Raw genomic sequence first — 24766 nt, 5'->3', positions numbered from 1 at the left:
GGACGTGTGCCGTTTGCCTCGAAGTGACATCGACTGTGGAGGTAACCGGGCATGTTGGAACTCTTCGGCGTCATCGTCGTGTGGCTCACCGTGGCCGTCGTCGCTGTCGGAACCGTCATCATGTTCGTCGTTTCGACGCTCAGCCCGCACTTCGGTCAGCGCAAGGCCAAGGGACCCCGCCTCGACAAGGCGACCGCGGCCCGCAACAAGTAGCACCCGGTACCGATCGCGAAGAGCGCCTCAGCCCCAGCCCAGCTGGTGGAGGCGCTCTTCGTCGATTCCGAAATAGTGCGCGATCTCGTGGACGACGGTGACGAGTACCTCGTGCACGACGTCGTCGTCGCTCTCGCAGATGTCGAGGATCGCGTCGCGGTAGATCGTGATCGTGTCCGGTAGCGATCCCGCGTAGTGGCTGTCGCGCTCGGTCAGCGCGACGCCCTGATACAGACCCAGCAGGTCGGGTTCTTCCTCGTGGCGCGGCTCGACGAGGACCACGACGTTGTCGATCGCCCGCGCGAGTTCGCGGGGGATCTCGTCGAGCGCTTCCGAGACGAGCTCTTCGAAGTGCTCGTCCTCCATGTGTACCGGCACGTCACGACCCCGGCAGGGGAACGGCGCCCGGCAACGGCGTCGGCAGCGACCGGCCTTCCGGCACGGGCGGCGGCGGCACGGGCGGCTGGCCGTCGATGAGGATGTCGCCCTTGGCGCTGCCGGTGATCGACGAGAAGCCGCCGCCCTCGACCTGCTTGCCGATCGAGCAGTTCACCTTGCGGCTGCCGGCGAGCCAGCTGTCGTAGTCGAGGTTGTCCCAGAACAGCGTGAGGGTCTTGTTGCGCAGGGCCTCGGGGTCGCCGAGGTACTCGTTGACCAGGCGCGTGCAGGTCTCCTCGAGATAGCCGTCCTGGTCCTCGATGCTCGGCAGCCCGCCGGGGAACTGCCCACCGAGGTCGACGACCGCGACGACCTCGAAGGCGTGCGGCTTGGAACACTCCACCGGGTCGGCAGGCACACCGTTGTTGATGCCGATGCAGACACCGACGTCCCAGGCCCGCGACTGGTCCTGATCGGCGACCCGGCCCTTGATGGGCAGCAGGTTGCCGGTGGTCGACGAGAACTGCAGACCGCACCGCAGCGTGCGCTCGCCGGCCGCCCAGCCTGCCTCGCCGGGGTTGATGAGGCCGATGCTGAACTTGCCGTGCGGGTCGAACCGGCCGTCGAGATAGTCCATCGCGGCGGGTGCGCACTGCTCGTCGCGCAGCTCGGTGAAACGCGTGACCGACGGGAAGCGTGATCCCGGTCCCCATTCGGTGCCGGGATACAGGCTCAGGTCGATGTCGGCGACCACCTCGAACAGATGCGTCTCGGCGCAGTCGACCTTCGTGAGGTCGCTCGCGTCGAGAGCACTCCAGGTCAGGCAATCGCCGGCGGTGGCAGTACCGAACGCTTCCCCCGCGACCGCGCCGGTCGTGCTGATGCCGGCGCCGGCGCTGTCGTCCCCGCCGTCGGCGCCCTGGAACCCCGCGACGACGAACGTCGCGATCGCCGCCAGGACGGCACCGGCCGCGACGAGCACGAGGGCGCGTCGGGTCAACCGCGCCGAGGGCGGGCGCCGGTCGGGCTTGGGCTTGTTGTCTTCGGCCATCACTTCCATCATGCCTGTTCGAGTGGACGCAGGTAGTTTCGGCTCATGGCCGACGACCCGATCGATCCCGAGATTCTCGAGATCGCCAAGCAGACCTTCGATGCCGCCCGCCGGGGAGACGTCGAGACCCTCACCGCGTACGTCGATGCCGGGGTACCGGTGAACCTCACCAACGAGACCGGCGACACGCTGCTCATGCTGGCGTCCTATCACGGTCATGCCGACGCCGTACAGGCCCTGGTCGAGCGAGGAGCCGACGTGAACCGGCTCAACGACCGCGGCCAGTCGCCTCTCGCGGGCGCGGTCTTCAAGGGCGTCGAGGCAGTGGTGCGGGTGCTCGCCGAGGCCGGCGCCGACCCGCGTCACGGGCACCCCACCGCGGAGGACACAGCGAAGATGTTCGGGCGCGACGACTACCTGGAACTCTGGCAGCGGTAGGCTTCGATTCCGTGATCGACCTCAAGTTCCTCCGCGAGAATCCCGACGCCGTCCGCGAGTCGCAGCGTATGCGGGGGGAGGACCCGGGCCTCGTCGACGTGCTGCTCGAGGCCGACGCCTCCCGTCGCGCCGCGGTCCTCGCCGGCGACAACGCACGCGCCGAGCAGAAGGCCCTGGGCAAGAAGGTCGGCAAGGCGTCCCCCGAGGAGCGCCCCGCGCTGCTCGACGGTGCCAAGGAGCTGGCCGCGAAGGTCAAGGAACTCGAGGCCGAGCAGCACGCCGCGCAGGAGGCCTTCGATCGCGCGCACCTCGCGATCTCCAACGTCGTGCAGGACGGCGTGCCCGCCGGCGGTGAGGACGACTTCGTCACGCTCGAGACCGTCGGCGAGTTGCCCACCTTCGACTTCGAACCGAAGGACCACCTCGCGCTCGGCGAGTCGCTCGGGCTCATCGACATGGAGCGCGGCGCCAAGGTCTCCGGTGCCCGGTTCTACTTCCTCACCGGTTACGGCGCGCTGCTCCAGCTGGGTCTGCTGCAGCTCGCCGCCCAGAAGGCCACCGCGAACGGGTTCACGATGATGATCCCGCCCGTACTCGTGCGTCCCGAGATCATGCAGGGCACCGGCTTCCTCGGCCGGCACGCCGACGAGGTGTACCGGCTCGAGGAGGACGACCTCTACCTCGTGGGCACCTCCGAGGTGCCGCTCGCGGGCTACCACTCGGGCGAGATCCTCGACCTGTCGAAGGGGCCGAAGCGCTATGCGGGCTGGTCGTCGTGCTTCCGTCGCGAGGCGGGCAGCTACGGCAAGGACACCCGCGGCATCATCCGCGTGCACCAGTTCGACAAGGTCGAGATGTTCGTCTACTGCCGGCCCGAGGAGGCCGCGGCGGAGCACGAGCGTCTGCTGGCCTGGGAGCGCGACATGCTCGCCGCCATCGACGTGCCGTACCGCGTCATCGACGTCGCCGCCGGCGATCTCGGGTCGTCGGCGTCCCGCAAGTTCGACTGCGAGGCCTGGGTGCCCACGCAGGAGCGCTACCGTGAACTCACGTCGACGTCGAACTGCACGACCTTCCAGGGGCGCCGCCTGAACGTCCGGTACCGCGACGAGAACGGCAAGCCGCAGACCGCCGCGACCCTCAACGGCACGCTCGCGACCACCCGCTGGCTCGTCGCGCTGCTCGAGAACCACCAGCAAGCCGACGGTTCGGTGAAGGTGCCCGAGGCTCTCGTCCCGTTCGTGGGACGCGAGGTGCTCGAACCCGCCGGCTGATCCTCTCCACGTCGTAGGACGGCTTCCCGCCACGCCGATTGCCGTGGCGGGAAGCCGTACTCGTACCCCGACCCCTCCTGCAGAGGACCCGCGACTCCGCGGGTCCTCGTTTTTGTTTCGGACTCGAAAACAAGTCTCCTCTCGTATTACGAGATAGTGTCACGCATTGCAGATCGCTGATAGCCGTCCTAGCTTCGAATCGACCAATCAGGATCGATCGGACGGAGTCGGATGCGCACACGATCGGTATCGATGCTTCTCGCCCTCGCCGGCACCGGAACCCTTCTGATCGCCTGGGCTCTCGCTGTGGCAAGCGGTTTCGTGTCCCGCGATTCGGTTCCCTATCCGTGGGAGGTGGCATCCCGGATCCCCGGGCTCGCCACAGATACCGAATTCCTGACCGGTCTCGGCGACACGATCTGGTCGTGGTTCGCGGCACTCGTCCTCGCGTCCCTCGCCGCGATCGTCTGTGGAACCGTTATCGGCACAGTCCGCCTGCTCTCGGCGCCCGCGATGATCGTGGTCGATGCATTTCGGTCCATCCCCGCCACCGCACTCATCCCGATCGCCATCCTCCTCTTCGGCCTCGGAATCGAGATGAAGGTCGCGGTCGCCGGCTTCGCCACCTTCTGGATCGTGCTGATCAACACGGTGTACGGTGTCGCCACCGTCGAGCCGATGCGCCTGGACGCCGCTCGTTCGATGCGGTGGAGCTGGATGCGGACCCGCATGCTCGTCACCCTGCCGAGTGCGCTGCCGTCCATCGTCACCGGGATCCGTATCGCCTCGGGCACAACGCTCGTCGTGATTCTCAGCACCGAGTTGCTCGGTGCGAAGTCCGGGGTGGGGACGCTGCTCGTGCAGTACCAGCAGGCGCTCCGGACGGACATCATGTTCGCGGGGACGCTGATCGTCGGAGTACTCGGTGTCGCTCTCTACTCGGCGGTGACCCACATCGAAAGGAAGGCCCTGACGTGGGTGTATCAGTGACCGACGTCGCCATCGTCCGCGATGCGACCGACGCCCGGGACGCAAACATGTCCAGGACTCGGCCACGCTTTCCGGCCGTTCGGATCCGGCGCGCGATGAACTCGCTCACCCGATTCTGGCTCCTCGCACTGGTCTTGATCCTGTGGGAGCTTCTGGCGCAGGCGAGTTCGAATGTATTCTTCCCGCCCCCGTCCCGAATCGCGGAGCAGTTCGTCGAAGACTGGCTCGCACCGACCCCGTCGACGGCCTTCCTCTCGGAGCACTTCTATGCCACGGCGGTGGTCAGTCTGAAGCGTCTCGCCGTCGGCTGGGTGCTCGCGGCCGTGGTCGGAATCGCCGTGGGCGTACTCCTCGCGCGCAGCACCGTCGCCGCCCGGATGTACGGCCCTGTGGTCCGATTCTGGCTCGCCGTCCCGAATGCGATCCTCATTCCGATCGCAGTGAAGGTCTTCGGGGTCACCGACGCCATGAACATCTTCATGATCGCCTTCGGAACGGTGTGGCTGATCATCGTCAGCACGGCCGATGGTGTTTCTACGGTGGACAATTCGTATCTGCGGAGCGCTAGGAGTCTCCATCTGCGCGGCGTGGAGTTGTACTCGAAGGTCGTCATTCCTGCGGCACTTCCGCGTATCACGGCCGGTCTGCGAGTCAGTATCGGTATCGGTCTGATCCTCATGATCGTCTCCGAATTCTTCGCCACGACAGCAGGTCTCGGGTACGAGGTCCAGCTGAGTCAGCAGACCTTCCAGTACACACGCATGTGGTCGGCCTTCGTCCTGATCGCCGTGATCGGACTTGCAACGAATGCGGCGTTCGCAGTGGTCGAGCGCCGAATCCTGCACTGGCAGCGACGAGAAGGGTTGAAAGGACAATGATCGAACTCGAAACACGGATCGATCCGAACGGACACCGCGACATTGCGCTCGAGGCGATCAATCTCACGAAGTCGTACGGGGGAGGGGAAACCCGCAAACTCATCCTCGAACCGACCTCGCTGGTGCTGCACGAGAACGAACTCGTCTCCATCGTCGGCCCCTCGGGCTGTGGAAAATCCACCCTCCTCATGATGGTGGCCGGACTGCTCGCGCCGACCGACGGTTCGGTCCTTGTGAACGACAAGGAGATCGACGGACCGCCGATGGGGCTGGCCGTCGTCTTCCAGGACTACAGCCGGTCGCTGTTCCCCTGGATGACCGTGCGCAAGAATCTCAGGGCCGCCACCTACGCCTACGGTCTGTCCCGGGCGGAGACCGACGATCGGATCGATCATGCATTGAAGGCCGTCGGTCTCCCCGGTGCGGCCGACATGTATCCCTGGCAGATGTCCGGTGGAATGCAGCAGCGCGTTGCAATCGCACGGGCGCTCGTGGTGGAACCGAAGGTCATGCTCATGGACGAGCCCTTCGCCGCCGTCGACGCACAGACGCGGGCGGATCTCGAGGACCTGGTGCTGCAGCTGCGGGACGAATACGGCATGGCCGTCGCGTTCGTCACCCACGACATCGACGAGGCCGTCTACATCGGTGACCGTGTCGTCGTCCTGGCTGCCAACCCCGGTCGTATCGTCGCGGACATCGTCGTGGATCTCCCGTCCGAACGCGACCAGGTGGAAACCAAACAGCTGGCCCGTTTCGCAGAGTTGCGCAGCGAGGTGTTCCGCATGGTGATGAGACCGAGAACCGACGGCTGACGTCGTGAATCACTCCGGTCGGCCGTCGACGTCGCCGCCGACCGTATCGCTTCTCGCCTTTTCTCGAACAGGAGAACCATATGCACATCCGTCCCCACTTGCTCTCGGGTACCGCCGCGCTGTCCGTCTGCGCCGCGGTGCTGACCGGATGTTCGAGCAACTCGGACGCAGCGGTCGTCGAGGCCACGGAGAACGGTCTCGTACCTCTGCGAGTCACCACTCTCGGACTCTGCAACGAGGCTCTGCCCTGGGGCGTCGAAGAGGGGGTGTTCGCCGAGCACGGGATCGATCTCGAACTGATCAACGTCCAGAGCGGCGCCGCCGGAATCTCGGCTCTGCAGGCCGGTGAGGTCGATATTGCCTTCGTGAACTCGTACAGCGCCATGCAGGCAGTGGCGCAGGGAATCGATCTCGTCGTGGCATCGGGTGGTGATCAGTCCACCGATGATGCGAACGCCGTCGTTGTCTCGTCGGGGGCGGGGGTAACTGAGCCGAAGCAACTCCAGGGGAAGAAGGTCGGCGTCAACCAGATCGGTGGACTGGGACACATCCTCACACAGGCGTGGATCGAAGCGGATGCCGGCGAGGCATCGACCACCGAATTCGTCGCACTGCCTTTCCCGGACCTGCTGCCCGGTGTGGTCGCGGGATCCGTCGACGGGGCGCAGGTGACCGCAGCACAAGCGGTGGCCGGCGAATCGGACGGCACCACGGTGTCGCTCGGTAACCCCTTCTTCGACGGAATCGGCAGTATCCCCACCACCGTCTACGCCTCCACCGGAGGCTTCGCGGAGGTGAACGCCGACACCCTGGCGTCCTTCGCCGACGCGATGACGGAACTCGCGGACCTGGCGAACGATCCGGCGAACGACGAACAACGGTGGGCGTACACCGCGGAGTTCTGCAAGTCCACGCCGGAAACACTGGCACAGACACCCGAGCCGGAGTTCGTAGGCCGGGTCGGCATCGCGTCCTTCGAATCCCTCGTATCCCTACTCGTCGCCCGTGACTCGCTCACGGATATCGACCTCGACAGTTTCGTCCCGGAAGGAGTTCGGCAGTGAGTCACGTCCTGAGTCCCGTGGAGGGACCCGCAGCATGGAGAGGTGATGTGCTGGGGCAGACCGACAGCTGGATCCATCACTTCACGGAGGAGGAACTCGACGAACTGGAAACCGTCGGAAAACGTTTCCTCCGTGACGACCCCGATCTTCGTTTCGTCTCCCGCGAGGATTATCCGCTACCGGTCTGCTCCGAGACCATCGCCGCGTGGGGGAACGAGCTCGATTACGGGCGAGGCTTCCTGCTGGCGCGCGGTCTGCGGGTCGAGGAGTATTCGCACGCCCTGTCGGCCTCCATTTACTTTCTGCTCGGGCTGTACCTGGGAACTCCGATGCGCCAGAACCAACTCGGTGATCTGATCGACCATATCCGGGCGACATCGAACAAGACCCAGGACGATCCCACCTCGCTGAGTTCGCGCATCCGCAGCCGGCTCGGCTACCACTCGGACTCGTCGGATGTCGTCGCTCTGATGTGCCTGCACCCGTCGATGGAGGGGGGTGCGAGCAGCCTGGTCAGCGGAATGACCATCTACAACGAAGTGCTCAGGGAGCGGCCGGATCTGGCGCCACTGATGTTCGAGAAGTGGTACTGGGACTGGTACAAACAGGACCACGACGCTCCTGCTCCCGTCTACGATTCGCCGATGTGCGCATACGAGGACGGCGTCTTCAGTTTCTACGGGGGCAATCGGATCCTCTACACCGCTCAGGACTATCCCGAGGTCCCCCGATTGACGCCGGAACAGATCGAACTGCTCGAACTGCTGGAGGACATCGCGGCCCGTCCCGGAATAGCTCTGCACATGGACTTCCGGCAGGGCGACATCCAGTGGCTGCTCAACTACTCGGCGCTGCATGCCCGTACGAATTTCGTCGATTTCCCGGAGCCCGATCGCCGCCGCCATCTCATGCGGTTGTGGTTGCAGCGCAAGTCCGGTCGTCCCGTTCCGGAAGGCTTCGGACGACACGTCGTCCGCGCGAGACACCATGTCGAGCCCGACGACGAGGTGACCGGAAAGTTCAGCATCCACACCGCGTCCATCCAGCGGCACGACTGGGGGCTGTAGACCTCCTCTGCAGGAAAGGATTCGATCATCGAGCGACGTCCGGCGTCGCGGTACCCGCAGGTTCGGTATCGCGACGCCGGACGTCTCTGCGTGTCGTCCATGTCGAATCCGGTTGTTGCTGTGTGATTTCCGCTGTCCGTTCGATGTCGTGGCGGCCAGGTTAACTCTGGAAGACGGCCCGCTGTCACGATTGACATGATGCTGTCCCGCATACCAATATCGATCTATGGTGCAGGTCGATCTGCAGTCCTCTTCTTCCTCCGATCCGGAGCTCCCGCGGTACCGTTGGGTCGTTCTCGCCACCGGAGTCTTTGCTCAGGCGTCGGCAGCGACAGTGCTGCAGGGCATGCCGAGTCTCGCTCCGGCCCTGCGTGCGCGGTTCGGGTTGTCGTTGGCGCAACTGGGCATGGTGCTCGCAGCGAGCACCGTCGGTCTGCTCATCGCCCTGGTGCCGTGGGGTGCACTCGCAGATCGGATCGGTGAACGACTGGTCATGACGCTCGGACTCGTCGCGACAGGCGGGGCGCTCGTCGCTGCAGCTGTTGCTCAGAGTGTCGTGGGACTGTCCGCCGCGCTGATCGCTGCGGGAGCTGCCTGTGCGAGCGTCAACGCGGCCAGTGGTCGAGCGGTGCTGATGTGGTTCTCGCAGAGGGAACGGGGGCTGGCGATGGGGGCGAGGCAGACGGCGATACCCGTCGGTGCCGGCCTGGCCGCGCTGGGGCTTCCTGCCGCAGAACGCGCCTGGGGACTCGATGGTGCGTTCGTCGCTGCAGCGGTGGCGGTGCTCATGGGTGCGGCGGCGGCCGGGGTGTTCATCAGGGAACCTCGGGTGCACGAGACGGTGGTCGCGCGGTCGGTGTCCTCCTCGGATCCCGGTGGGGTCCGGTCCGTGGCCTGGTTGTGCGCTGTGTCGCTACTGCTCGTGGTGCCTCAGCTCGCTGTCGTCTCCTTCATGGTCGTCTACCTTGTCGACGAGCATGCGATGGCTCCCGGTACGGCTGCTGCACTGCTCGCGGTGGTTCAGTTCGGCGGTGGTGCACTGCGGATCGGCCTGGGCGCATGGTCGGATCGCTCCGGCCGCCGTCTGCCCCCTTTGATGGTTGTCTCGGCAGTGACGAGTGCACTGTTCGCCGTGTTGGCGGTGGGAGCATGGCTCGGCGGACCGATCGTGATCCCGATCCTGATGATCGCCGGCCTGGCCGGGGTCGGATGGAACGGGTTGGCCTTCACCGCGGTGGGAGAGGCGGCCGATCCTCGCCGTATCGGACTCGTCCTGGGCATCCAGAATACCGCTGTCGCAGCGGGAATGGTTCTCACCCCACCCGTACTCGGAGCCGTCGTCGAATCGGCGGACTGGCCGTTCTCGTTCGTCGTGGCGGGAGTGGCGGCGGCGTCGGCGGCGACGATCCTTGCGGTCCTGGTGCGCGGCGGCGCGCGGCGGAGGTTACGTATGTGAATCGAGTCCGTTAAACCCCTCGTCCTGTGTTGACGGTATCCCCTCGGTTGGATAACCATCTCGTAGTACGAGATGTCGTCTTGCAATGAACAGCAACGTGATTGGGAGCGCTCATGACTGCAATTCTGCCTGGGGTGGGTGCGGCCCCGGACGCCGACCGATTGGAGGTCGGCAATTCCCTCGTGGTCCAGGACTGGGAAGCCTTCACCTTCCGGGTCCACAGGCGCGCCTACCGGGACGAGGAGATCTTCACGCGGGAGCGGGAGAAGATCTGGGGCCGGACCTGGCTGTACCTCGGTCACGAGAGTGAGATTCCCGAACCGGGAGACTTCAAGACCCGCAACCTGGGTGGGCGTCCCCTGATCTTCGTCCGTGACAGTAACGGCACCGTGCAGGTCTATCTGAATGCGTGTCCGCACCGTGGGACGATCCTCTGCAGGGAGTCGGAGGGAAGGGCGAAGAACTTCCAGTGCTTCTACCACGCCTGGACCTTCCGCAATTCCGGTGAACTCGCCGCGCTTCCGGACAAGGATGCCTATCCGCAGGGCAGTGCATTCGTGGAATCGCTTTCGTTGAGGCGGGTTCCGCGCCTGGGTATCCACGAGGGCTTCGTCTTCGTCGCCTTCACCGAGGACGTCCCCGACCTGCTCGACCATCTGGGCGCTGCAGCCGACTACATGTCGATGACAGCGTCCATCGGCCCCGAGGGCATGACGACACTGCCGGGCGTCCAGAAGTACAGCGTGAAGGGGAACTGGAAACTCGCCGTCGAGAATGCCATGGACGGCTACCATTTCGCTCCCACGCACAACACCTTCGTCGGTTATCTCCGTGAAACGGGCTTCGCCGTCACCGATCACGATCAGCACGCTCACGACCTCGGTAATGGACACGGTCTGCTCGTCCTCACCGGCCACAACGGCCGGATCGGCATGGTCTGGGAGCCCCGATTCGGAGAAACTGAGAAGGAGCGGATCGTCGATAAGCGGGCGGAGATGGAAGCCCGCCTCGGCACGGAGCGAGCTGCACAGATCGCGGACGCGTCCAAGATCCTCTTCGTCTTCCCCAATCTGCTGTTGTTCGATCTGGAGGCACTGACCATCCGCCAGCTCGAACCTGTGAGTGCAGGACAGACCGACGTGCGGGCATGGCAGTTCGTCGAGATCGGGGAACCGGACGAGGTGCGGGCACTACGTCTGAAGACGATGGCCAGCTTCGTCGGTCCCGGCGGCCTCGCGACACCCGACGACATCGAGGCGTACGAAGCCGTCCAGCGCGGCATCGTCGCGACCGCGGACGTCTCCGCATATGCCGAATTCGGTGACAGCGATCTGGATTGGAGCGACATGTCGCGCGGTATGGCCGACGATCTCAGGGGGCCCACGGGTCGCTCGGTCGACGAAGGCGCGATGCGCAGTTTCTGGCGCCACTGGAGCCGGCGCATCGGCCCGGTCGCGGGCACGGATGCCGGCAATGCGGAAGGAACCACGGCATGACTCTCATGGAAACGACTCCCGGAACGGCACAATCCCCCGATGACGGCAGCACGCGTGCCGTATCGCGCGCCGAGGTGGAGGACTTCCTCATCGCCGAAGCCGCGCTTCTCGACGAGTGGATGCTCGATCGGTGGCTCGAGTTGTTCGTCCCGGGTGCCTCGATGCAGATCCCCACGACCGACCAATGGGCGCTGGGCCCCGATTCCGCAGGCTATTTCGTCGCAGACGACTGGGATCTGCTCCAGGCGCGCGTCAAACGTCTCAAGAGCAGGAAGGCGCACGCGGAGAACCCGCATTCGCGCACCACCCGGCTCGTCGGGAACGTGAGAGTGCTCGAACAGTCGGGTGACTCCGTGCGTGTCGCAGCGAACTTCGTCATCCACAGGTTCCGTGACGGACACGGTTTCACCTATGCGGGTCGCTACGACCACACCTTGAAGGTCCGCGAATCCGGGTTGCGATTCCTGCTCCGTCGTGCCGTCCTGACCAACGAGGCGATGGCTCCCGGAGCACGGCTCAGTTTCATCGTCTGATCCCGCCCGCACGATCCGGGCCGCACAGGCCGTCGACGACAACGGGGGTTCCCGGAGACACATCTCCGGGAACCCCCGTCGTTCACGTCCAGGCGGGGAAGTCCTTCTTGCGGATCAGGCAGTGCACGCCCTTGACGTCGTCGACGACCTGGCTCACGGCGAGATCGGCGGCGGCACTGAGATAGAGGTACGCGACCGACGGCGGAACCTCCGCCACCTCACCGAGGATCCGGATGGCCTCACGGACGCACTTCTTCACCGCTTCGTCCAGATCCCGGTCCATGCCGATTGCGATCCAATGCTCCGAGGTCTCACCGAACGGCCCGCTCAGAGCTCCTGTCGATGCAAAGGCCTCGTCCGGGGTGAGAACGGTGAGCCGTACCGTCGTGCGCAGGGATGCCTCCAGCGCCGTCAGGGAGACCTCACCGTTGCCCTGCGCGAAGTGCGGATCGCCCATGTAGTAGCCGGCTCCGTCGACCTGCACGGGAAGATAGAGGACCGAACCACCGGCGAGATCCCGCACGTCCATGTTCCCCCCGTGCGCACCCGGCGGGATCGTGTTCAGTGCTTCCTCGGTAGCTGCCGTGACACCGGACAATCCCATGAACGGCGCGATAGGGAACGAGGCGCTACCGCTGTTCCACTCCATGGTGGCTCGTGCGCTCACGAGGTCGACGGTGCAGAACTGACTGATGATCGGAACCGCTTCACCGGTGGTGTCGTCGACAGGACGTTCACCTGCGAGACAACCGAGACCGTGACGGCTGGACACGACCCCGTAGGGAACGCGTGGCGTCAGTTCGAGGTATTCGACCTTGAGGAGGTCGCCGGGCTGCGCCCCTTCGACATGGACCGGACCGGTGACGACGTGAGGGCCGTCCGGACCGCGGGTGTGGACCACGTCGGATGCAGCGAGGTCCACGAGGTCCGTCAGCACGTCGTCGCGTGCGACGCCACGTTGGCCGAAGTAGGTAAGGGGATCACGCCCCTGGTCCTCCATGAGGCCCTCGTGGGAGATGGTGTCGAAGGTGACGGTCTCGCCGGAGGCGATGGTGAGGACGGGTTTACGGGAGGGGGTGGGCAGTCTGCCCCAGGTCAGTGCTCCGCCCTCCGCGGGGACGTAGTGCTGTCCGGGGATCGGACCGGTATGGGGCTGCAGAACGGTCACGGGGAAGACCTTTCGGGTGGCCGCCACGATATGCGGACGGATTGCCGAATCGGACGGCAGGATACGGATTTTCGATTCAGACGCTAGGCTCCGAGAGTTCCGCCCACGTTACGAGCGTGTTGAATTATGAAACGTTGTCTCGTATAGCTTGACGCTCGCTGTTCCTGTTCCTAGGGTTCGACAACAAGGGCGACCGAGTGCCCTTGGAAGGAAGGCGAATTCGGTGATTGGGAAAACGCAGCGAAAGCCGGGTCCGTCGGGGGCGGCCTTCATACGCCTGTCCGTGCCGGACATGGAATCCACCATCGAGTTTCTCGAGTACCACGTCGGTTTCGCACTCGAGGAGCATGACGAGACGCACGCCTACCTTCGTGTCGGCACCGAGCATCACAGCCTCGAGCTGGTCCACGATCCTTCCCTCACGACGTTCCGGTACGACGGGGTGGGATTCACGGTGGAAGACGAGGCCGTCCTGTCGGACCTGGAGGAACGCGTCCGCGCCGCCGGCCACGAGGTCCTTCCGCTCACCGAAGGCATGAAGGGCCTCTGCCAGCAGGGGTTCGCGGTGGTCGACCCGAACGGCACCGTCGTCGAATTGTTCACGGGCTTCCTCGAATATGCGGAGACCCCGTGGCCGGACCTCCGTCCCCAGCGCTTCGTGCATCCCTTCGTGGTCACCGACCGCTACGAGGAGACCCTGAACTTCTATATGAACGTTCTGGGATTCCTGGCTTCGGACTACGTCGAGGACTTCACCGCGTTCCTGCGTTGCGAGGATCGCTACCACCACAGCCTCGCCGTCCGCCGAGCGGACCGGTACGCACTCGAACACGCGTGCTTCATCATGGGTGATCTCGACGGAGTGATGCGACGCCGGGCTCGTGCCCAGCACAAGCGGGTGCGTATCCTCGGCGATGTCGTGAACCATTCGGCATCCACATCCATCGCCTTCTATCTCTACGACGAGCGGCACGGACCCCGCTGGGAACTGTGCGACGGGCACCGGGTCTTCACGCCGGAGGAACACGAGACGCACAGGCCGCGTCGGCTGAAGCGGGATCCCCGCAACATCGATGTGTGGCGCGCCGCTTCCGACGACCGCACCTGGGCACACTGACATCGGCGGCCACGACGAACCCGCCGTCGACCGTGCGGAGCTCCTCGACGTTCTGAGACTCCTGACCGGACGACCGGCCCCTCACGGCGAGGAACTCGCGTCGGCACACGCGGTGCAGGACTGGATCGCGGAGCATCTTCCGGAGGTGCCGGCCGTGGTCGACCCGGCAGGAACCACCGCAAATCTCGTCTGCAGTGTCGGCTCGGGTCCGGAATTGGTGCTGTACTCGCACCTCGACACCTCGTTGACCGGGCACGGTGACCGGGACGGTGGGGTCACGGGACACGACGACGACGCTCCGCTCGGACTGGAGGAGAACGGAGATCTCGTCTCCGGTTTCGGGGTCGGGGTGGCACGAGGACCCGCGTCCGCTGCCGTCGCCGCGTTCGCGGCCGCCGTACGTGCCACGGCCGACCGGCAACGACGAGGTCGCCTGACGCTGTTGCTCGCCGGTGGAGGCACGCATCGGGACGGAACCGGTGAACACGGATCCGGTGTCCGCAGATTTCTGAAGGGCAGACCGCGTCCCGCTGCGGCGATCGTCGCCAAAGGAGGGCCGGACGGTGTGCTCTACGACGAGCCGGGAGCCGTCTACCTGCGGGTCCGGGTCGGGACCCGCCGCAGCGTCGTACTCGCCCGTGAGCACGCGACACCACCCGGCGGACTCGTCGTGCATGCCGGCACGGTGATCGCGGCCATCGAACGGTGGCGCGCCGAGGTGGTCCTCGCTCCCGGCGCGGCCACCGGTCCGACCGCACGCGAAGCAGGTATCGGTGCACTGCACAGTGGTTCTCCGGAGAAACCGGATCTGTTGCCTGCCGTCCTCGATGTACATCTCTACCTGGTCACCCTGCCGGGAGACGATGTCGCCGAACTCGTCGATGCCCTGCGCAGGGTCCTACACGACGATCTTGCGGCGTGCCCTTTGGCCGAGTGCACCGTCGAGGTCACCGCTGGGCCACATCAGCGAGGCGCAGGGACGCCACCGACGACCCTGATCGCTGTGCGGACACGGGCGGCATGGACGCGTCACAGTGGAGGAAGGATGCCGCCCGAGGTGCTCGCGTGGAGGGGGTCGACCGACGGTACCGTGTTCCGCGAGCATGGCATCGCTACGGTTCGTACGGGTCCGGCTGCAGCACCTGATCCGGCGGATTCCGACCGGGACTCGGTCGCCACCGGAGAACTGGTGCGCTATGCGCGAATCTACGCTCAGGTCGGTGCGCACTGGCTCACCGATCCCGACAGGGAGGGATAGACCGTGGGAGACGAGGACAAGGGCGCACCAGCGATCCAGGCGGTCGAGCGCGCAGCAGGGATCCTGGCCGCCTTCTCGGGTGCGCGACCGCGCCTGACACTGAACGAGATCACCGCCGTGCTCGGGACGAGCAAGGCTACCGCGCACCGGTACACGAAAGCATTACGGGCGGTGAACCTCCTGCGATTCGACCCGGCCGAGAGCGTGTACACCCTCGGTCCTCAGGTGCTCGCACTTGCGGCCGCAGCGCGGGCCGGTCTACCGGTGGTGCGTATCGCGGAACCGTTCATGGACCAGCTCCTGCGCGACATTCAGGAGACCGTCGTCCTCTCGGTCTGGGACGGCGAGAGTCCGATCGTGGTCGCTGCAGCGGACCACACGGATGCGATCGCGCGGATCACCGTCAACGTGGGGACGAGACTCTCACCCACGGCGACCGCTCAGGGCCGGGTCTTCTGCGCGCTCCTTCCCGAGGACGAGGTGCCGATGCTGCGGCGGGAGATGAAGGCGAATCCGGACTTCGCCCGCGAACTGTCCGCTATCCGAGAGACCGGGATATCGTTGAAATCGCCTGTTGTCAACGGTATTCGGACGCTGGCAGCGCCTGTCTTCCAGGGTGGGAGAGTGGTGGCGGCGCTGGCGGTGCTGTCCATCGCCGTACCTGGAGAGGTCGACATCGACCTGCAGGCACGCGAACTGCTGAAGACCGCGGAGAACCTGTCGGCAGAACTCGGCCGCGTCTGACGGGGAGGACGCCGTCTGTTGCGCGGACGACGTTCTGCCGACAGGTGACGTCCTCATCGATCGGAGGAGTGCCCCGGTGTCGTCGACAGCGACGAATCGATCAGCGGGGCAATGTTGTTCACCGCTGCCGCCGCTTCTCCGAAACCGACGCTCATCAATCTCACCTTGCCGGGATACTCACTGATGTCACCGGCCGAGTAGACGCGCGGAAGCGAGGTCTGCTGATGGCGGTCGACGAGTATCCGCCGGCGTTCCTGGGCCAACCCCCACGTGTCGAGAGGGCCGAGATCGGCGATGAATCCGAGGGCTGCGACCACACTGCCGGCGGAGAGAGTGATCGGATCGGCGCCGCGTTCACGGACGGTGACCGAGTCGATGCGCTCCTCGCCGCCGATCGCGACCACTTCGTGTGGGGTGAGAATCCGGACGCTCGACTTCTGCAACGTTGCGACACTGCGTTCGTGGGCGCGGAACACCGGACGCCGATGGACGAGTGTGACCGACGCAGCGACGGGTTCGAGACTGAGGGCCCAGTCGATTGCGGAATCGCCGCCGCCGACGACCACGACGTCCTCGCCGGCGAGATCGTCCGGTCGCGGGACGAAGTACCGGAGCCCGCGCCCCAGGTAGTCCGATCCGACGGGGAGCTCGCGAGGAATGAAGCTTCCCACTCCACCGGTGAGCAGCAATGCCTTGGCTTCGATGCGGTGCCCGAGATCGGTGGTGACGACGATTCCGTCGTCGACGTGTTCGAGAGTGGTGGCCGTGTGACCGAGGAGCAGAACCGGTTCGGCCGACATTGCCTGTGCGCGGAGTCGTTCGACCAGTTCGCGGCCTTTCACCGAGGGGAAACCGGCAATGTCGTAGATCGGCTTCTCCGGGTACATGGCCGCGACCTGTCCGCCCACCTCGGGCAGGGAATCCACGAGAGCGACGCTCATCCCGCGGAAACCGGCATAGTAGGTGGCATAGAGTCCCGCGGGCCCTGCTCCGACGACGAGCAGGTCGGTAACGGTCGTGTTCGCCGTCGCCCCGACGGTGTGAGCGGGGTCAGTCATCGGACCAGGACGCGACGACGGGATGGTCCACTCCGACACGCCCGATCTTCCGGGCGCCTCCGGGAGAGCCGATGGACGAGAAGAACTCTGCGTTGATCTCTACGAACGCGCGGCGTTCGTCCGGTACGTCCTCCTCGTGGAAGATCGAGATCACCGGGCATGCCGGTTCGCAACGTCCGCATTCGACACACTCGTCGGGGTGGATGTACATCATCCTGTCGCCCTCGTAGATGCAGTCCACCGGACATTCCTCCATGCACGACTTGTCGGTCTCGTCGATGCACGAACTGGTGATGACGTAGGCCATGTTGCCCCTTCGTCTCGTATTGCAAGTTGCTCTGTCGTAATACGAGATGGTTTCTGGGTGCGGAACGTCTGTCAATCGGTGCGCGGCAGTCTTCACGGGAGTTCACGAAGTCGTAACGGTTGCGTAGATGGACCGAGCGCGCAGCGCATTCGGGCGAATCGAGTCCGCATCCACGCCTGTCGTGTGCTGTCGACGCATGCAGACGGAGCACCGAAATGAAACTATACTCTAGGTTGGTTTTATGGGCAGAAATCGGTCTATAGGTAGAAAAATGTCGCTACTATTGAGCAATGAAGAAGGTTTTGGTGGTCTACGGAACTCGTCCCGAGGCGATCAAGATGGCGCCGGTCGTCACCGCCCTGCAGAGATCGGAAGTACTCGAACCCGTTGTCGCAGTGACCGGCCAGCACCGCGAGATGCTGGACCAGGTCAACACCCTGTTCGGTATCGAACCGAGCCACGACCTCGACATCCTCACCCAACGGCAGGGGCTGGAGGCCATCACGGCCAAGGCCCTCGGTGGGGTGTCGGATGTGATAGCCCGGGAGGAACCCGGTGCGGTTCTCGTCCAAGGAGATACGACGACCTGCTTCGCCGCGGCCCTCGCGGCGTTCTACTGCAAGGTGCCGCTCGTGCACCTCGAGGCCGGACTCCGGACGGGGGATCGCTACAACCCCTTCCCCGAAGAACTCAACCGGCGCCTGACCTCGCAACTGGCGTCGCTGCACCTGGCGCCCACCCCCACCTCCCGCGCCAATCTCCTGGCGGACGGGATCGATCCCGGCGACATCGTCGTCACCGGCAATACGGTGATCGACGCGCTCTACACGGTGACCTCGCAGCAACCCTCGCTCGACAACCCGGATCTCGCTCCGCTGCTGGGTCGTCCGATGGTTCTCGTCACGGCACATCGACGCGAGTCCTGGGGCGAGCCGATGGCGTGCTCGGCGCGGGCCATCGCCCGTCTGGCCCGCGCGTTCCCGCACATGACCTTCCTGCTGCCGGCACATCTCAATCCGATCGTGCGGGAAGTCCTCCTCCCGCCCCTCGCCGACCTGGGCAACGTGGTCGTGACGAATCCGCTGTCCTACAGCGACTTCGCACTCGCCATGGCGGCATCGACGATCGTGCTGACCGACAGTGGCGGTGTGCAGGAAGAGGCACCGAGCCTCGGCAAGCCCGTCCTCGTGATGCGGGAGACCACCGAGCGGCCGGAAGCCGTCACGGCGGGAACCGTCCGGCTGGTGGGGACGGACGAGGAGCTCATCGTCGAGTGGGTCACCCGGCTGCTCACCCAGCCCGCGGCCTACGACGAGATGGCCCGCGCGGTCAATCCGTACGGCGACGGGAGCGCCGCCCGGCGTTCGGTGGCGGCGATCGAGCACTTCTTCGGCCTCGGACCTCGCCCCTCGGAGTTCGCGCCCGTCGAGGCGGTCGGCTCCTACTGACAGGTCCGGATACCGCGTAGTCCGAAAGGAATACGGCCGGCAGGTGCGAGAACACCTACCGGCCGTATTTTCGTGGGTGCCGTATTCTCGTGGGTTCAGCGCCACACCCCGCGGGTGTCGTACACGACCTTGCCCGCCAGGAGGCTGCGCGACAGCGACCGGAACTGATCGTGGTCCACGAGCTCGACGACGATGTCCGCCGCGGCGATGGCGTCCCGGCACCGCGCGGTGCGCACGCTCTCGTATCCGAGGAGGGTGTCGGGAACCTCGTGCACGAACGGATCGGCGAGCAGGAGTTCGACGTCGGGCAGCGCCTTGGCGATGAGCTCGACGACGTGCAGGGCCGGACTCTCCCGGATGTCGTCGACGTTGGCCTTGAACGTCAGCCCCAGACACGCGACCGTCGGATTCTTGAAACGCGAACAGGTTTCGATGACCTGCTGGGCCACGTAGTTCGGCTTGGAATCGTTGATCTCGCGTGCGGTGCGGATCAACTTCGCCGAACCCGGCGACGCGCCGACGATGAACCACGGATCGACCGCGATGCAGTGCCCGCCGACACCGGGGCCGGGAGAGAGGATGTTCACCCGGGGATGGCGATTCGCCAACCGGATGACCTCCCAGACGTCCAGTTCGAGTTCGTCCGAGACGTACGACAACTCGTTGGCGAAGGCGATGTTGATGTCGCGGTAGGCGTTCTCGACCAGTTTCGCCATCTCGGCGCTCGCGGCGTCGGTCAGGCAGATCTCACCCTGGCAGAAGACGCGGTAGATCGAGGCGGCGCGCTCGGCGCACAGCGGCGTGATCCCACCGACCACGCGGTCGTTCGTGATCATCTCGATCATGATGCGGCCCGGGAGCACCCGTTCGGGGCAGTGGGCGACGTGGATGTCCGGCAGACCCTCGTCGGCGTGGGGGAGATGGAGATCGGGTCGCAGTTCGGACAACCACCGGCTGACGCTCTCGGTGGTACCGGGCGGTGAGGTGGATTCGAGCACCACGATCTCCCCGCCGCGCAACTGGGGGGCGATCTGCTCGGTCGCCCGCCGCACGTACGACAGGTCGGCGGTGTGATCGGCGTTGAACGGTGTCGGCACGGCGATGATGTACGCGTCGGCGAGGGGAACCGTGTCGGTCGCGCTCAACGTCCCCATGGCCACGGCGCCGGCGAGGCTCACCGCGAGATCGGGTTCGGCGAACGGCACCTCGCCCCGCGAGACGGCCGACACGATACGGGGATCGATGTCCACGCCGATGACGTCGATGTCGCGGGTCGCGAGGACGACGGCCGTCGGCAGGCCGATGTAGCCGAGTCCTACGACGGCGACGGTGCCGCTGAATGTGTCAGCCATGATGCTTCCTCGGGGTCGGGAGTTTCTCGGGACGCGGATAGGGCGGGGTGGTGCGGAAACGCTCGCGGGCGAGCAGGATCAGGAACGCGGTGTTGGTCGTGAGATAGCGCCGCCACATCCGGCGCGGTTCCTGCAGGAGGCGGTAGGCCCACTCCATGCCGGCGCGCTGCCACCGCTCGGGTGCGCGCTTGGTGATCCCGGCGAGGACGTCGAACGAGCCACCCACACCGTGACGTATCGGGACGTCCAGCACGTCCTCCCAGCGCCGCAGGAAGTTCTCCTTGCGAGGAGAGGGCATGCCGAGGAACAGCATGTCCGCGCGGGACTCGCGGATGGCCCGGGCGATCGACTCCTCCTCGGATTCGTCGAAGTAGCCGTGGTGGGCACCGGCGATGCGGAGGCCGGGATACTTCGTGGTGAGGACGTCGACGAGGGCGTCGAGCACCGACTGCTCCGCGCCGAGCAGATAGACGGAGCGGTGTTCGGTGTCGGCCGTCGCGAGCAGCGAGGTGAACAGGTCGATTCCGGCGACGCGTTCGGGCAGCGGATATCCGAGGAGGTTGCCCGCCCACACGACCGCCTGACCGTCGGCGAGGAGTATGTCGCACTCGAGCAGGGATTCGCGCAGGGCCGCGTCCTTGCGGAGGCGAACGGTCTTCGCGGCGTTGACGACTCCGACGGTCATCGGTTCTCGACGCTCGAGGGCGTCGCGGCACCGTGCCACGGCCTCGTCCATCGTGACGGCGTCGAGCGGCATCCCGAACAGGGTCGCCGACGTGCGGGTGCCGGTGGTGGGGTCGGCGGTCATCGGGTTCCTCCGAATTCGTTGCGCTGCAGCCACGCGTAGAGCATCCAACCGAGTTCGTACGGGCGGCATTCGTAGTCCACGACTCCGGCGGGAAGGAGCCGGTCGAGTCCCGGCAGTTCCGAACCCGGACGCAGCGCGGTGGCCGCGGCAGCCAGCGATCTCGCGGCCTTGCGCGGTTCCCGCCGACCGACCTTGCGCCAGACGACGTCCTGGGACTCGCAGACGAGATCGGCCAGCGCCTCGGGATGGCTCTGCAGCCAGTCGATCCCGAGTTCGATTGCGGCGGTGTGGTCGTCGCCGCCGGCTGCGGCGAGATCGAACAGCACCATCGGCGCCATCGCGTGCTGGTGGACGCTGTAGACGGGGAAGCGCTCGACCACGCTGTGCCCACGCGAGTCGTAGTGCCACCACCACTGACCGGCCTCGCCCTGCAGCGCGCAGATCCGGGTGGCGCACGCGTTCGCCGCGGCGAGCGCGACGTCGTCGTCCGTCGCCGCGGCCGTCCGGGCGAGTGCCTGGAGGGGATAGACCTGGTCGGCGAAGGACCCGATGTGCCGGCGCAGTCTGCTGCCCGTGCCCACGGGAATCATGTGGGGGAAGAGACCACCGGGACCCTGCGCGGCGAGGATCCGTCGCTTCAGCGTCTGCACGAGACCACCGGAATCGAATTGTGTGCGCGCGGCGAGTGCGGCAGTGAGGGCCCAGGACGCGTCGACCGTCGCCAGGGGGCTGCCGCTCTCGCACCGGCCCCGGAGTTCTTCGTAGAGCGCGGAATCGACCGAGCCGGTGATCTCGGCGCAGGCCCACACCGCGAGCGCGAGGGCGCCGGTGTCACGGTGGCCGAGGGCCCGGATCCCCGTCCGACGGGCGAGCTCGGCGGCCGTGTCCCCGTGGAGCACACTGCGCTGCACGTGTTCGGGCAGCAGGTGCAGTCCGAGGGCGGCGATCGAGGTGTAGCGCGTGCTCCGCCCCTCGAGCCGGAGTTCGGTACCGAACGATGTCCTCGTGCCGCGTGCGGTCTGGGGGAAGCCGTCCCCGTCGTACATCCGGGTGAGCCCGCGTACGGCGAGATCGGTCAACTGGATGACGCGTACGGCCGTCTCCGGTCGGGTGCCGCTCCGGGGCGGTACGTGGTCGCTACCGCTCTGCGGCGGTACAGGGTCGCTGCCGCTCTGCGGGGGTGCGTGATCTTTGTGCAGTCCTGCCGCAATCTTCATGGGGACTCCTTCGCGGGACGAATGCCGTGTCCGTGGAGTGGATGAAAGTCTGTGAATGGCGGAAATAACTGATGCAAGGATAGCTACTGAGCTAGAAAAAGTCCTAGAGTTTGTTTAAGCCTTGTTGGCGGACTTCGGATGTGTTTTAGTGGGAACCACGATCGAAATTTCGGACCCATCGACATTCCTCTGCGGGGTCTGCCGTCAGCCTGGGCTCCGTCGCCGAAGACAAGGTGTTGATCATGAAAGTGCTTCTGTCTCCCGTCGTTTGCGCACCCGGCCGCAGCACCGAGGGGGTGTGGGAGTCGTGATCGAACTGATGCCGCGCAACGTCCGCGAGGTCGCGCTGTTCGGCGCCCACTGCGACGACATCGCCATGGGGGTCGGCGGAACACTGCTGACCCTGTCGGCGGCGTGCCCGAACCTGCGCGTGCGTGCCTTCGTCCTCTCCGGCGGCGACACCCCGCGAGAGATCGAGGAGAACCACGCGCTCCGGGCCCTGTGTCCCGGAGCGGACGTGATGGTCCGCGTGCTGGACATCCCGGACGGGCGTGCCCCGGGGTACTGGGAGGGGATCAAGATCGCACTCCAGTCCTTCCGCTACCACACCGAACCCGACGTGGTGTTCGCTCCGCAGCGCGCCGACGCGCATCAGGACCATCGTTTGCTCGCCGAGATGGTGCCGACGGTCTTCCGCGACCACCTGGTCCTCGGCTACGAGATCCTCAAGTGGGAGGCGGACACGCCGTCCACCTCCGTGTACCACCCGCTCACGAGGGATGTCGCGGCGGAGAAGGCGCGTGTGCTGCTCAAGCACTATCCGTCGCAGACCGATCACGACTGGTTCGACGAGGAGTCGTTCCTGGGCCTGTCCCGTCTCCGCGGGGTGCAGTGCCGGTACCCGCACGCCGAGGCGTTCGTCCTGGAGAAGGCGGTCGTCCGGTTCGGCGGGCAGGGCGCCTGAGCATTCACCACAACACGTCGGCCGGGTTCTCCGAGGAGGGGAGCCCGGCCAACAGGTCCTTCCAGCTGCCGGCAGCGGCATCACGTGCGCTGATCGTCGTCACCGGCAGTGGCCAGACGATGCCGAGATCCGCGTCGTCGTGTGCCACCGCGAGATCCTCACGCGGATCGTGCGGCCGGTCGATGCGGTAACAGACGTCGGTGACGTCGGCCAGCGCCTGGAAACCGTGCAGGAATCCCGGCGGTACGAACAGGTGGGCGAACTCGACGTCGTCGAGCAGGAATGCCTGTGAGCGGCCGAAAGTGGGCGATCCGGGACGGATGTCGACCAGCACGTCGTGGATCGCTCCATGTGCACAGCGCACCAGTTTCGCCTCCCCGTCCCCGGAGCGGCTGTGCATGCCGCGCACGACGCCCCGGACCGAGCGGGACTGCGAGTCCTGCACGAAGTCGGAGGCCCGGACGGCCGGCGAATCGGGACGGCTCCGGAGGTAGGCGTCGAATTCGGTCGCGTCGAAGGTGCGGGTGAACAGGCCTCGATCATCACGGAACGGTTCGGGGCGGAGAACGAGAACACCGGCCAGGTCGGTGGTGTCGATACGCATCGCAGGTCTCCCTCGTGTCTACGGGATGGGAAGGTGCGTCAGACCGGCGCGTTCAGACGGACGGCCACCCGCCCGGCCGCGCTCGTCAGTCGTTGTTTCGCCGGGTACAACATCCGGACCGGGCCGGGAGCCACCGTGACGGACGCGAGCGCGACAGCGGCACGCAGGGAACGCCGGTGGGTGAAGGCGTCACGGGCCGCGATCCGGGCGGCGGGCAGATCGTTGCGGAGGAAGGCGGACCGGGCCCGACGCAGTGCCTGGTCGTAGCGGAGCCGGCTCACCGTCTCGTCCAGGGCCTCGTGTTCCTCGGGGGTCGTCGCCAACGCCGCGCCCGCCTGGAACGACCGGATCAGCTGCCGTTCGAAGGTCGCGACGGTGGCCTCGTCCCGTGAATCCGAGTCGCCGCGCAGGCGGTACCGGGCGAGCCGGTCGGGCAGCATCTGCACCTCGAAACGGTCGGCGAGGCGGAGCCAGACGATCACCGATTCGTCGACGTCCTCGATGCCCGACGCGTAGGCGTTCACCGCGGACCACGCCTCGCGGCGGATCGCCGCCGTGTAGTAGGGGACCTCGCCGCCGAGGACGTCGAGCAGGGAGAGGCGTCCGCGTCCCCGGCGGTTCCCGCCGGCCCCGATCGACCGCATGTACCCGGTGGGCAGCAGTCCCTCGGCATCGGTGAACAGGTGGGCGTCCACCGCGACGGCGTCGATCTCCGGCCGGGCGTCGAGCACGGCACCGACCCGCGTGCAGAAGCCCGGCATCAGGTGGTCGTCGCTGTCGAGGACACACAGGTACCGTCCGCGCGCCGCCTTCGCCGCCGCGGCGATCCCGCCCGCGTAGCCGCGATTCTCCTGGCGCACCAGGATGATCCGCGGGTCGTTCAGATACCGCCCGACCACGCGGGCCATGTCGTCCGACATGCCGTTGTCGACGATCACGTGTTCCCAGTCGTCCCGTTTCTGCGCGAAGACGGATTCGATCGTCTCGGCGACGTAGTCCTCGGTGTGGTAGGCGGTGGTGAGGAAGCTGAAGGTCGGTTCCATGCTCGAACTCCTCGGAGAAACTGTG

At 66.0% G+C, this 24766-nt stretch carries 26 protein-coding genes; 16 read left to right on the top strand and 10 right to left on the bottom strand.

The features are described 5' to 3' along the window. Positions 1-51 precede the first annotated feature (51 nt). Positions 52-213, top strand: a complete 162-nt coding sequence (locus ACNJ7K_RS05810; protein WP_016933301.1) for a hypothetical protein — start codon at positions 52-54, stop codon at positions 211-213. Between the two features lie 27 nt (positions 214-240). Here ACNJ7K_RS05810 and ACNJ7K_RS05805 read toward each other — a convergent pair whose 3' ends face one another. Both ACNJ7K_RS05805 and ACNJ7K_RS05800 read right to left on the bottom strand, forming a co-directional pair. Then, positions 241-579 (bottom strand): metallopeptidase family protein, encoded by a 339-nt coding sequence (locus ACNJ7K_RS05805; RefSeq protein WP_033097890.1) that lies wholly within the window; start codon positions 577-579, stop codon positions 241-243. Between the two features lie 13 nt (positions 580-592). Beyond that, a complete protein-coding gene (locus tag ACNJ7K_RS05800; protein WP_106201619.1) occupies positions 593-1651 on the bottom strand; it encodes a septum formation family protein in 1059 nt (352 codons plus the stop codon). A gap of 36 nt (positions 1652-1687) precedes the next feature. Here ACNJ7K_RS05800 and ACNJ7K_RS05795 point away from each other — a divergent pair, with 36 nt between their 5' ends. The 10 genes from ACNJ7K_RS05795 (at position 1688) to ACNJ7K_RS05750 (ending at position 11653) form a co-directional block, all read left to right on the top strand. Beyond that, on the top strand, positions 1688-2080 hold the full coding sequence (locus ACNJ7K_RS05795) for an ankyrin repeat domain-containing protein (protein WP_145709230.1): 393 nt from the start codon (positions 1688-1690) through the stop codon (positions 2078-2080). Between the two features lie 11 nt (positions 2081-2091). After that, complete coding sequence (gene serS / locus ACNJ7K_RS05790) at positions 2092-3354, top strand: serine--tRNA ligase (protein ID WP_120281052.1); 1263 nt, start codon at positions 2092-2094, stop codon at positions 3352-3354. Positions 3355-3585: 231 nt separating this feature from the next. Further along, positions 3586-4344: an ABC transporter permease gene (locus ACNJ7K_RS05785; RefSeq protein ID WP_159417020.1), complete on the top strand. Its 759-nt coding sequence runs from the start codon at positions 3586-3588 to the stop codon at positions 4342-4344. Between the two features lie 95 nt (positions 4345-4439). After that, positions 4440-5222: an ABC transporter permease gene (locus tag ACNJ7K_RS05780; protein ID WP_159417019.1), complete on the top strand. Its 783-nt coding sequence runs from the start codon at positions 4440-4442 to the stop codon at positions 5220-5222. After that, a complete protein-coding gene (locus ACNJ7K_RS05775) occupies positions 5219-6037 on the top strand; it encodes an ABC transporter ATP-binding protein (protein ID WP_192378607.1) in 819 nt (272 codons plus the stop codon). Before ACNJ7K_RS05780 ends, ACNJ7K_RS05775 begins: the two co-directional genes overlap by 4 nt. Before the next feature lie 80 nt (positions 6038-6117). Then, positions 6118-7101, top strand: a complete 984-nt coding sequence (locus tag ACNJ7K_RS05770) for an ABC transporter substrate-binding protein (protein ID WP_192378608.1) — start codon at positions 6118-6120, stop codon at positions 7099-7101. After that, entirely contained in the window at positions 7098-8168 is a 1071-nt protein-coding gene (locus ACNJ7K_RS05765) for a TauD/TfdA family dioxygenase (RefSeq protein WP_159417016.1), read from the top strand. The genes ACNJ7K_RS05770 and ACNJ7K_RS05765 overlap by 4 nt, the downstream gene beginning before the upstream one ends. 226 nt (positions 8169-8394) lie before the next feature. Next, the gene (locus ACNJ7K_RS05760; RefSeq protein WP_159417015.1) at positions 8395-9624 is read left to right on the top strand and encodes an MFS transporter; all 1230 of its coding nucleotides are present in this window, start codon (positions 8395-8397) and stop codon (positions 9622-9624) included. Between the two features lie 113 nt (positions 9625-9737). Beyond that, entirely contained in the window at positions 9738-11120 is a 1383-nt protein-coding gene (locus ACNJ7K_RS05755) for an aromatic ring-hydroxylating oxygenase subunit alpha (RefSeq protein ID WP_487041345.1), read from the top strand. Next, complete coding sequence (locus ACNJ7K_RS05750) at positions 11117-11653, top strand: aromatic-ring-hydroxylating dioxygenase subunit beta (protein ID WP_487041344.1); 537 nt, start codon at positions 11117-11119, stop codon at positions 11651-11653. The genes ACNJ7K_RS05755 and ACNJ7K_RS05750 overlap by 4 nt, the downstream gene beginning before the upstream one ends. Before the next feature lie 82 nt (positions 11654-11735). Here the strand turns inward: ACNJ7K_RS05750 and ACNJ7K_RS05745 are convergent, their stop codons facing one another. After that, positions 11736-12821, bottom strand: a complete 1086-nt coding sequence (locus ACNJ7K_RS05745) for an acetamidase/formamidase family protein (protein WP_487041343.1) — start codon at positions 12819-12821, stop codon at positions 11736-11738. Between the two features lie 223 nt (positions 12822-13044). Between ACNJ7K_RS05745 and ACNJ7K_RS05740 the strand changes: the two genes are divergently transcribed. The 3 genes from ACNJ7K_RS05740 (at position 13045) to ACNJ7K_RS05730 (ending at position 15940) form a co-directional block, all read left to right on the top strand. Continuing rightward, positions 13045-13938, top strand: coding sequence for a VOC family protein (locus ACNJ7K_RS05740; RefSeq protein WP_367269373.1), 894 nt, complete (start codon positions 13045-13047; stop codon positions 13936-13938). Positions 13939-14050: 112 nt separating this feature from the next. Beyond that, a complete protein-coding gene (locus ACNJ7K_RS05735; RefSeq protein WP_487041342.1) occupies positions 14051-15196 on the top strand; it encodes a hypothetical protein in 1146 nt (381 codons plus the stop codon). A 3-nt stretch (positions 15197-15199) separates the two neighbouring features. Next, positions 15200-15940: an IclR family transcriptional regulator gene (locus ACNJ7K_RS05730; RefSeq protein WP_159417009.1), complete on the top strand. Its 741-nt coding sequence runs from the start codon at positions 15200-15202 to the stop codon at positions 15938-15940. Positions 15941-15993: 53 nt separating this feature from the next. On the opposite strand, the gene ACNJ7K_RS05725 is transcribed toward ACNJ7K_RS05730, so the two are convergent. Further along, entirely contained in the window at positions 15994-16998 is a 1005-nt protein-coding gene (locus ACNJ7K_RS05725; RefSeq protein ID WP_159417008.1) for an NAD(P)/FAD-dependent oxidoreductase, read from the bottom strand. Beyond that, complete coding sequence (gene fdxA, locus ACNJ7K_RS05720; RefSeq protein WP_159417007.1) at positions 16991-17305, bottom strand: ferredoxin; 315 nt, start codon at positions 17303-17305, stop codon at positions 16991-16993. Before fdxA ends, ACNJ7K_RS05725 begins: the two co-directional genes overlap by 8 nt. Positions 17306-17595: 290 nt before the next feature. Here fdxA and wecB point away from each other — a divergent pair, with 290 nt between their 5' ends. Beyond that, a complete protein-coding gene (wecB, locus tag ACNJ7K_RS05715) occupies positions 17596-18753 on the top strand; it encodes a non-hydrolyzing UDP-N-acetylglucosamine 2-epimerase (protein WP_487041341.1) in 1158 nt (385 codons plus the stop codon). 95 nt (positions 18754-18848) lie between these two features. On the opposite strand, the gene wecC is transcribed toward wecB, so the two are convergent. Genes wecC through ACNJ7K_RS05700 form a run of 3 tightly spaced genes read right to left on the bottom strand, consistent with a single transcriptional unit; the run spans position 18849 to position 22130 of the window. Then, positions 18849-20105, bottom strand: a complete 1257-nt coding sequence (wecC, locus tag ACNJ7K_RS05710) for a UDP-N-acetyl-D-mannosamine dehydrogenase (protein ID WP_487041340.1) — start codon at positions 20103-20105, stop codon at positions 18849-18851. Continuing rightward, positions 20098-20913, bottom strand: coding sequence for a WecB/TagA/CpsF family glycosyltransferase (locus tag ACNJ7K_RS05705; protein ID WP_487041339.1), 816 nt, complete (start codon positions 20911-20913; stop codon positions 20098-20100). The genes wecC and ACNJ7K_RS05705 overlap by 8 nt, the downstream gene beginning before the upstream one ends. Further along, positions 20910-22130, bottom strand: a complete 1221-nt coding sequence (locus ACNJ7K_RS05700; RefSeq protein ID WP_487041338.1) for a hypothetical protein — start codon at positions 22128-22130, stop codon at positions 20910-20912. The genes ACNJ7K_RS05705 and ACNJ7K_RS05700 overlap by 4 nt, the downstream gene beginning before the upstream one ends. A gap of 319 nt (positions 22131-22449) precedes the next feature. Here ACNJ7K_RS05700 and ACNJ7K_RS05695 point away from each other — a divergent pair, with 319 nt between their 5' ends. Then, a complete protein-coding gene (locus ACNJ7K_RS05695) occupies positions 22450-23094 on the top strand; it encodes a PIG-L deacetylase family protein (protein ID WP_106201618.1) in 645 nt (214 codons plus the stop codon). Positions 23095-23098: 4 nt separating this feature from the next. Here the strand turns inward: ACNJ7K_RS05695 and ACNJ7K_RS05690 are convergent, their stop codons facing one another. After that, complete coding sequence (locus ACNJ7K_RS05690; RefSeq protein WP_487041337.1) at positions 23099-23698, bottom strand: dTDP-4-dehydrorhamnose 3,5-epimerase family protein; 600 nt, start codon at positions 23696-23698, stop codon at positions 23099-23101. A 38-nt stretch (positions 23699-23736) separates the two neighbouring features. Then, on the bottom strand, positions 23737-24741 hold the full coding sequence (locus ACNJ7K_RS05685) for a glycosyltransferase family A protein (protein ID WP_487041336.1): 1005 nt from the start codon (positions 24739-24741) through the stop codon (positions 23737-23739). Between the last annotated feature and the right edge of the window lie 25 nt (positions 24742-24766).

Origin of the sequence: Rhodococcus shunpengi, assembly GCF_048381395.1 — a bacterium.
Taxonomy (GTDB): domain Bacteria; phylum Actinomycetota; class Actinomycetes; order Mycobacteriales; family Mycobacteriaceae; genus Rhodococcus.
The sequence above is the reverse complement of the archived record's forward strand: the minus strand, read 5'-3'. Positions and strand labels throughout refer to the sequence as shown.

What these genes read in the sequence shown, in the direction of transcription:
- wecB (WP_487041341.1), top strand. Translation starts at nt 17,596, where the DNA reads ATGAAGAAGGTTTTGGTGGTCTACGGAACTCGTCCCGAGGCGATCAAG.
- ACNJ7K_RS05700 (WP_487041338.1), bottom strand. Translation starts at nt 22,130, where the DNA reads ATGAAGATTGCGGCAGGACTGCACAAAGATCACGCACCCCCGCAGAGC.
- ACNJ7K_RS05705 (WP_487041339.1), bottom strand. Translation starts at nt 20,913, where the DNA reads ATGACCGCCGACCCCACCACCGGCACCCGCACGTCGGCGACCCTGTTC.
- ACNJ7K_RS05795 (WP_145709230.1), top strand. Translation starts at nt 1,688, where the DNA reads ATGGCCGACGACCCGATCGATCCCGAGATTCTCGAGATCGCCAAGCAG.
- ACNJ7K_RS05760 (WP_159417015.1), top strand. Translation starts at nt 8,395, where the DNA reads ATGGTGCAGGTCGATCTGCAGTCCTCTTCTTCCTCCGATCCGGAGCTC.
- ACNJ7K_RS05775 (WP_192378607.1), top strand. Translation starts at nt 5,219, where the DNA reads ATGATCGAACTCGAAACACGGATCGATCCGAACGGACACCGCGACATT.
- ACNJ7K_RS05800 (WP_106201619.1), bottom strand. Translation starts at nt 1,651, where the DNA reads ATGGAAGTGATGGCCGAAGACAACAAGCCCAAGCCCGACCGGCGCCCG.
- ACNJ7K_RS05805 (WP_033097890.1), bottom strand. Translation starts at nt 579, where the DNA reads ATGGAGGACGAGCACTTCGAAGAGCTCGTCTCGGAAGCGCTCGACGAG.
- ACNJ7K_RS05780 (WP_159417019.1), top strand. Translation starts at nt 4,440, where the DNA reads ATGAACTCGCTCACCCGATTCTGGCTCCTCGCACTGGTCTTGATCCTG.
- wecC (WP_487041340.1), bottom strand. Translation starts at nt 20,105, where the DNA reads ATGGCTGACACATTCAGCGGCACCGTCGCCGTCGTAGGACTCGGCTAC.
- ACNJ7K_RS05725 (WP_159417008.1), bottom strand. Translation starts at nt 16,998, where the DNA reads ATGACTGACCCCGCTCACACCGTCGGGGCGACGGCGAACACGACCGTT.
- ACNJ7K_RS05810 (WP_016933301.1), top strand. Translation starts at nt 52, where the DNA reads ATGTTGGAACTCTTCGGCGTCATCGTCGTGTGGCTCACCGTGGCCGTC.
- ACNJ7K_RS05685 (WP_487041336.1), bottom strand. Translation starts at nt 24,741, where the DNA reads ATGGAACCGACCTTCAGCTTCCTCACCACCGCCTACCACACCGAGGAC.
- ACNJ7K_RS05755 (WP_487041345.1), top strand. Translation starts at nt 9,738, where the DNA reads ATGACTGCAATTCTGCCTGGGGTGGGTGCGGCCCCGGACGCCGACCGA.
- ACNJ7K_RS05690 (WP_487041337.1), bottom strand. Translation starts at nt 23,698, where the DNA reads ATGCGTATCGACACCACCGACCTGGCCGGTGTTCTCGTTCTCCGCCCC.
- ACNJ7K_RS05785 (WP_159417020.1), top strand. Translation starts at nt 3,586, where the DNA reads ATGCGCACACGATCGGTATCGATGCTTCTCGCCCTCGCCGGCACCGGA.
- ACNJ7K_RS05695 (WP_106201618.1), top strand. Translation starts at nt 22,450, where the DNA reads ATGCCGCGCAACGTCCGCGAGGTCGCGCTGTTCGGCGCCCACTGCGAC.
- ACNJ7K_RS05750 (WP_487041344.1), top strand. Translation starts at nt 11,117, where the DNA reads ATGACTCTCATGGAAACGACTCCCGGAACGGCACAATCCCCCGATGAC.
- ACNJ7K_RS05770 (WP_192378608.1), top strand. Translation starts at nt 6,118, where the DNA reads ATGCACATCCGTCCCCACTTGCTCTCGGGTACCGCCGCGCTGTCCGTC.
- fdxA (WP_159417007.1), bottom strand. Translation starts at nt 17,305, where the DNA reads ATGGCCTACGTCATCACCAGTTCGTGCATCGACGAGACCGACAAGTCG.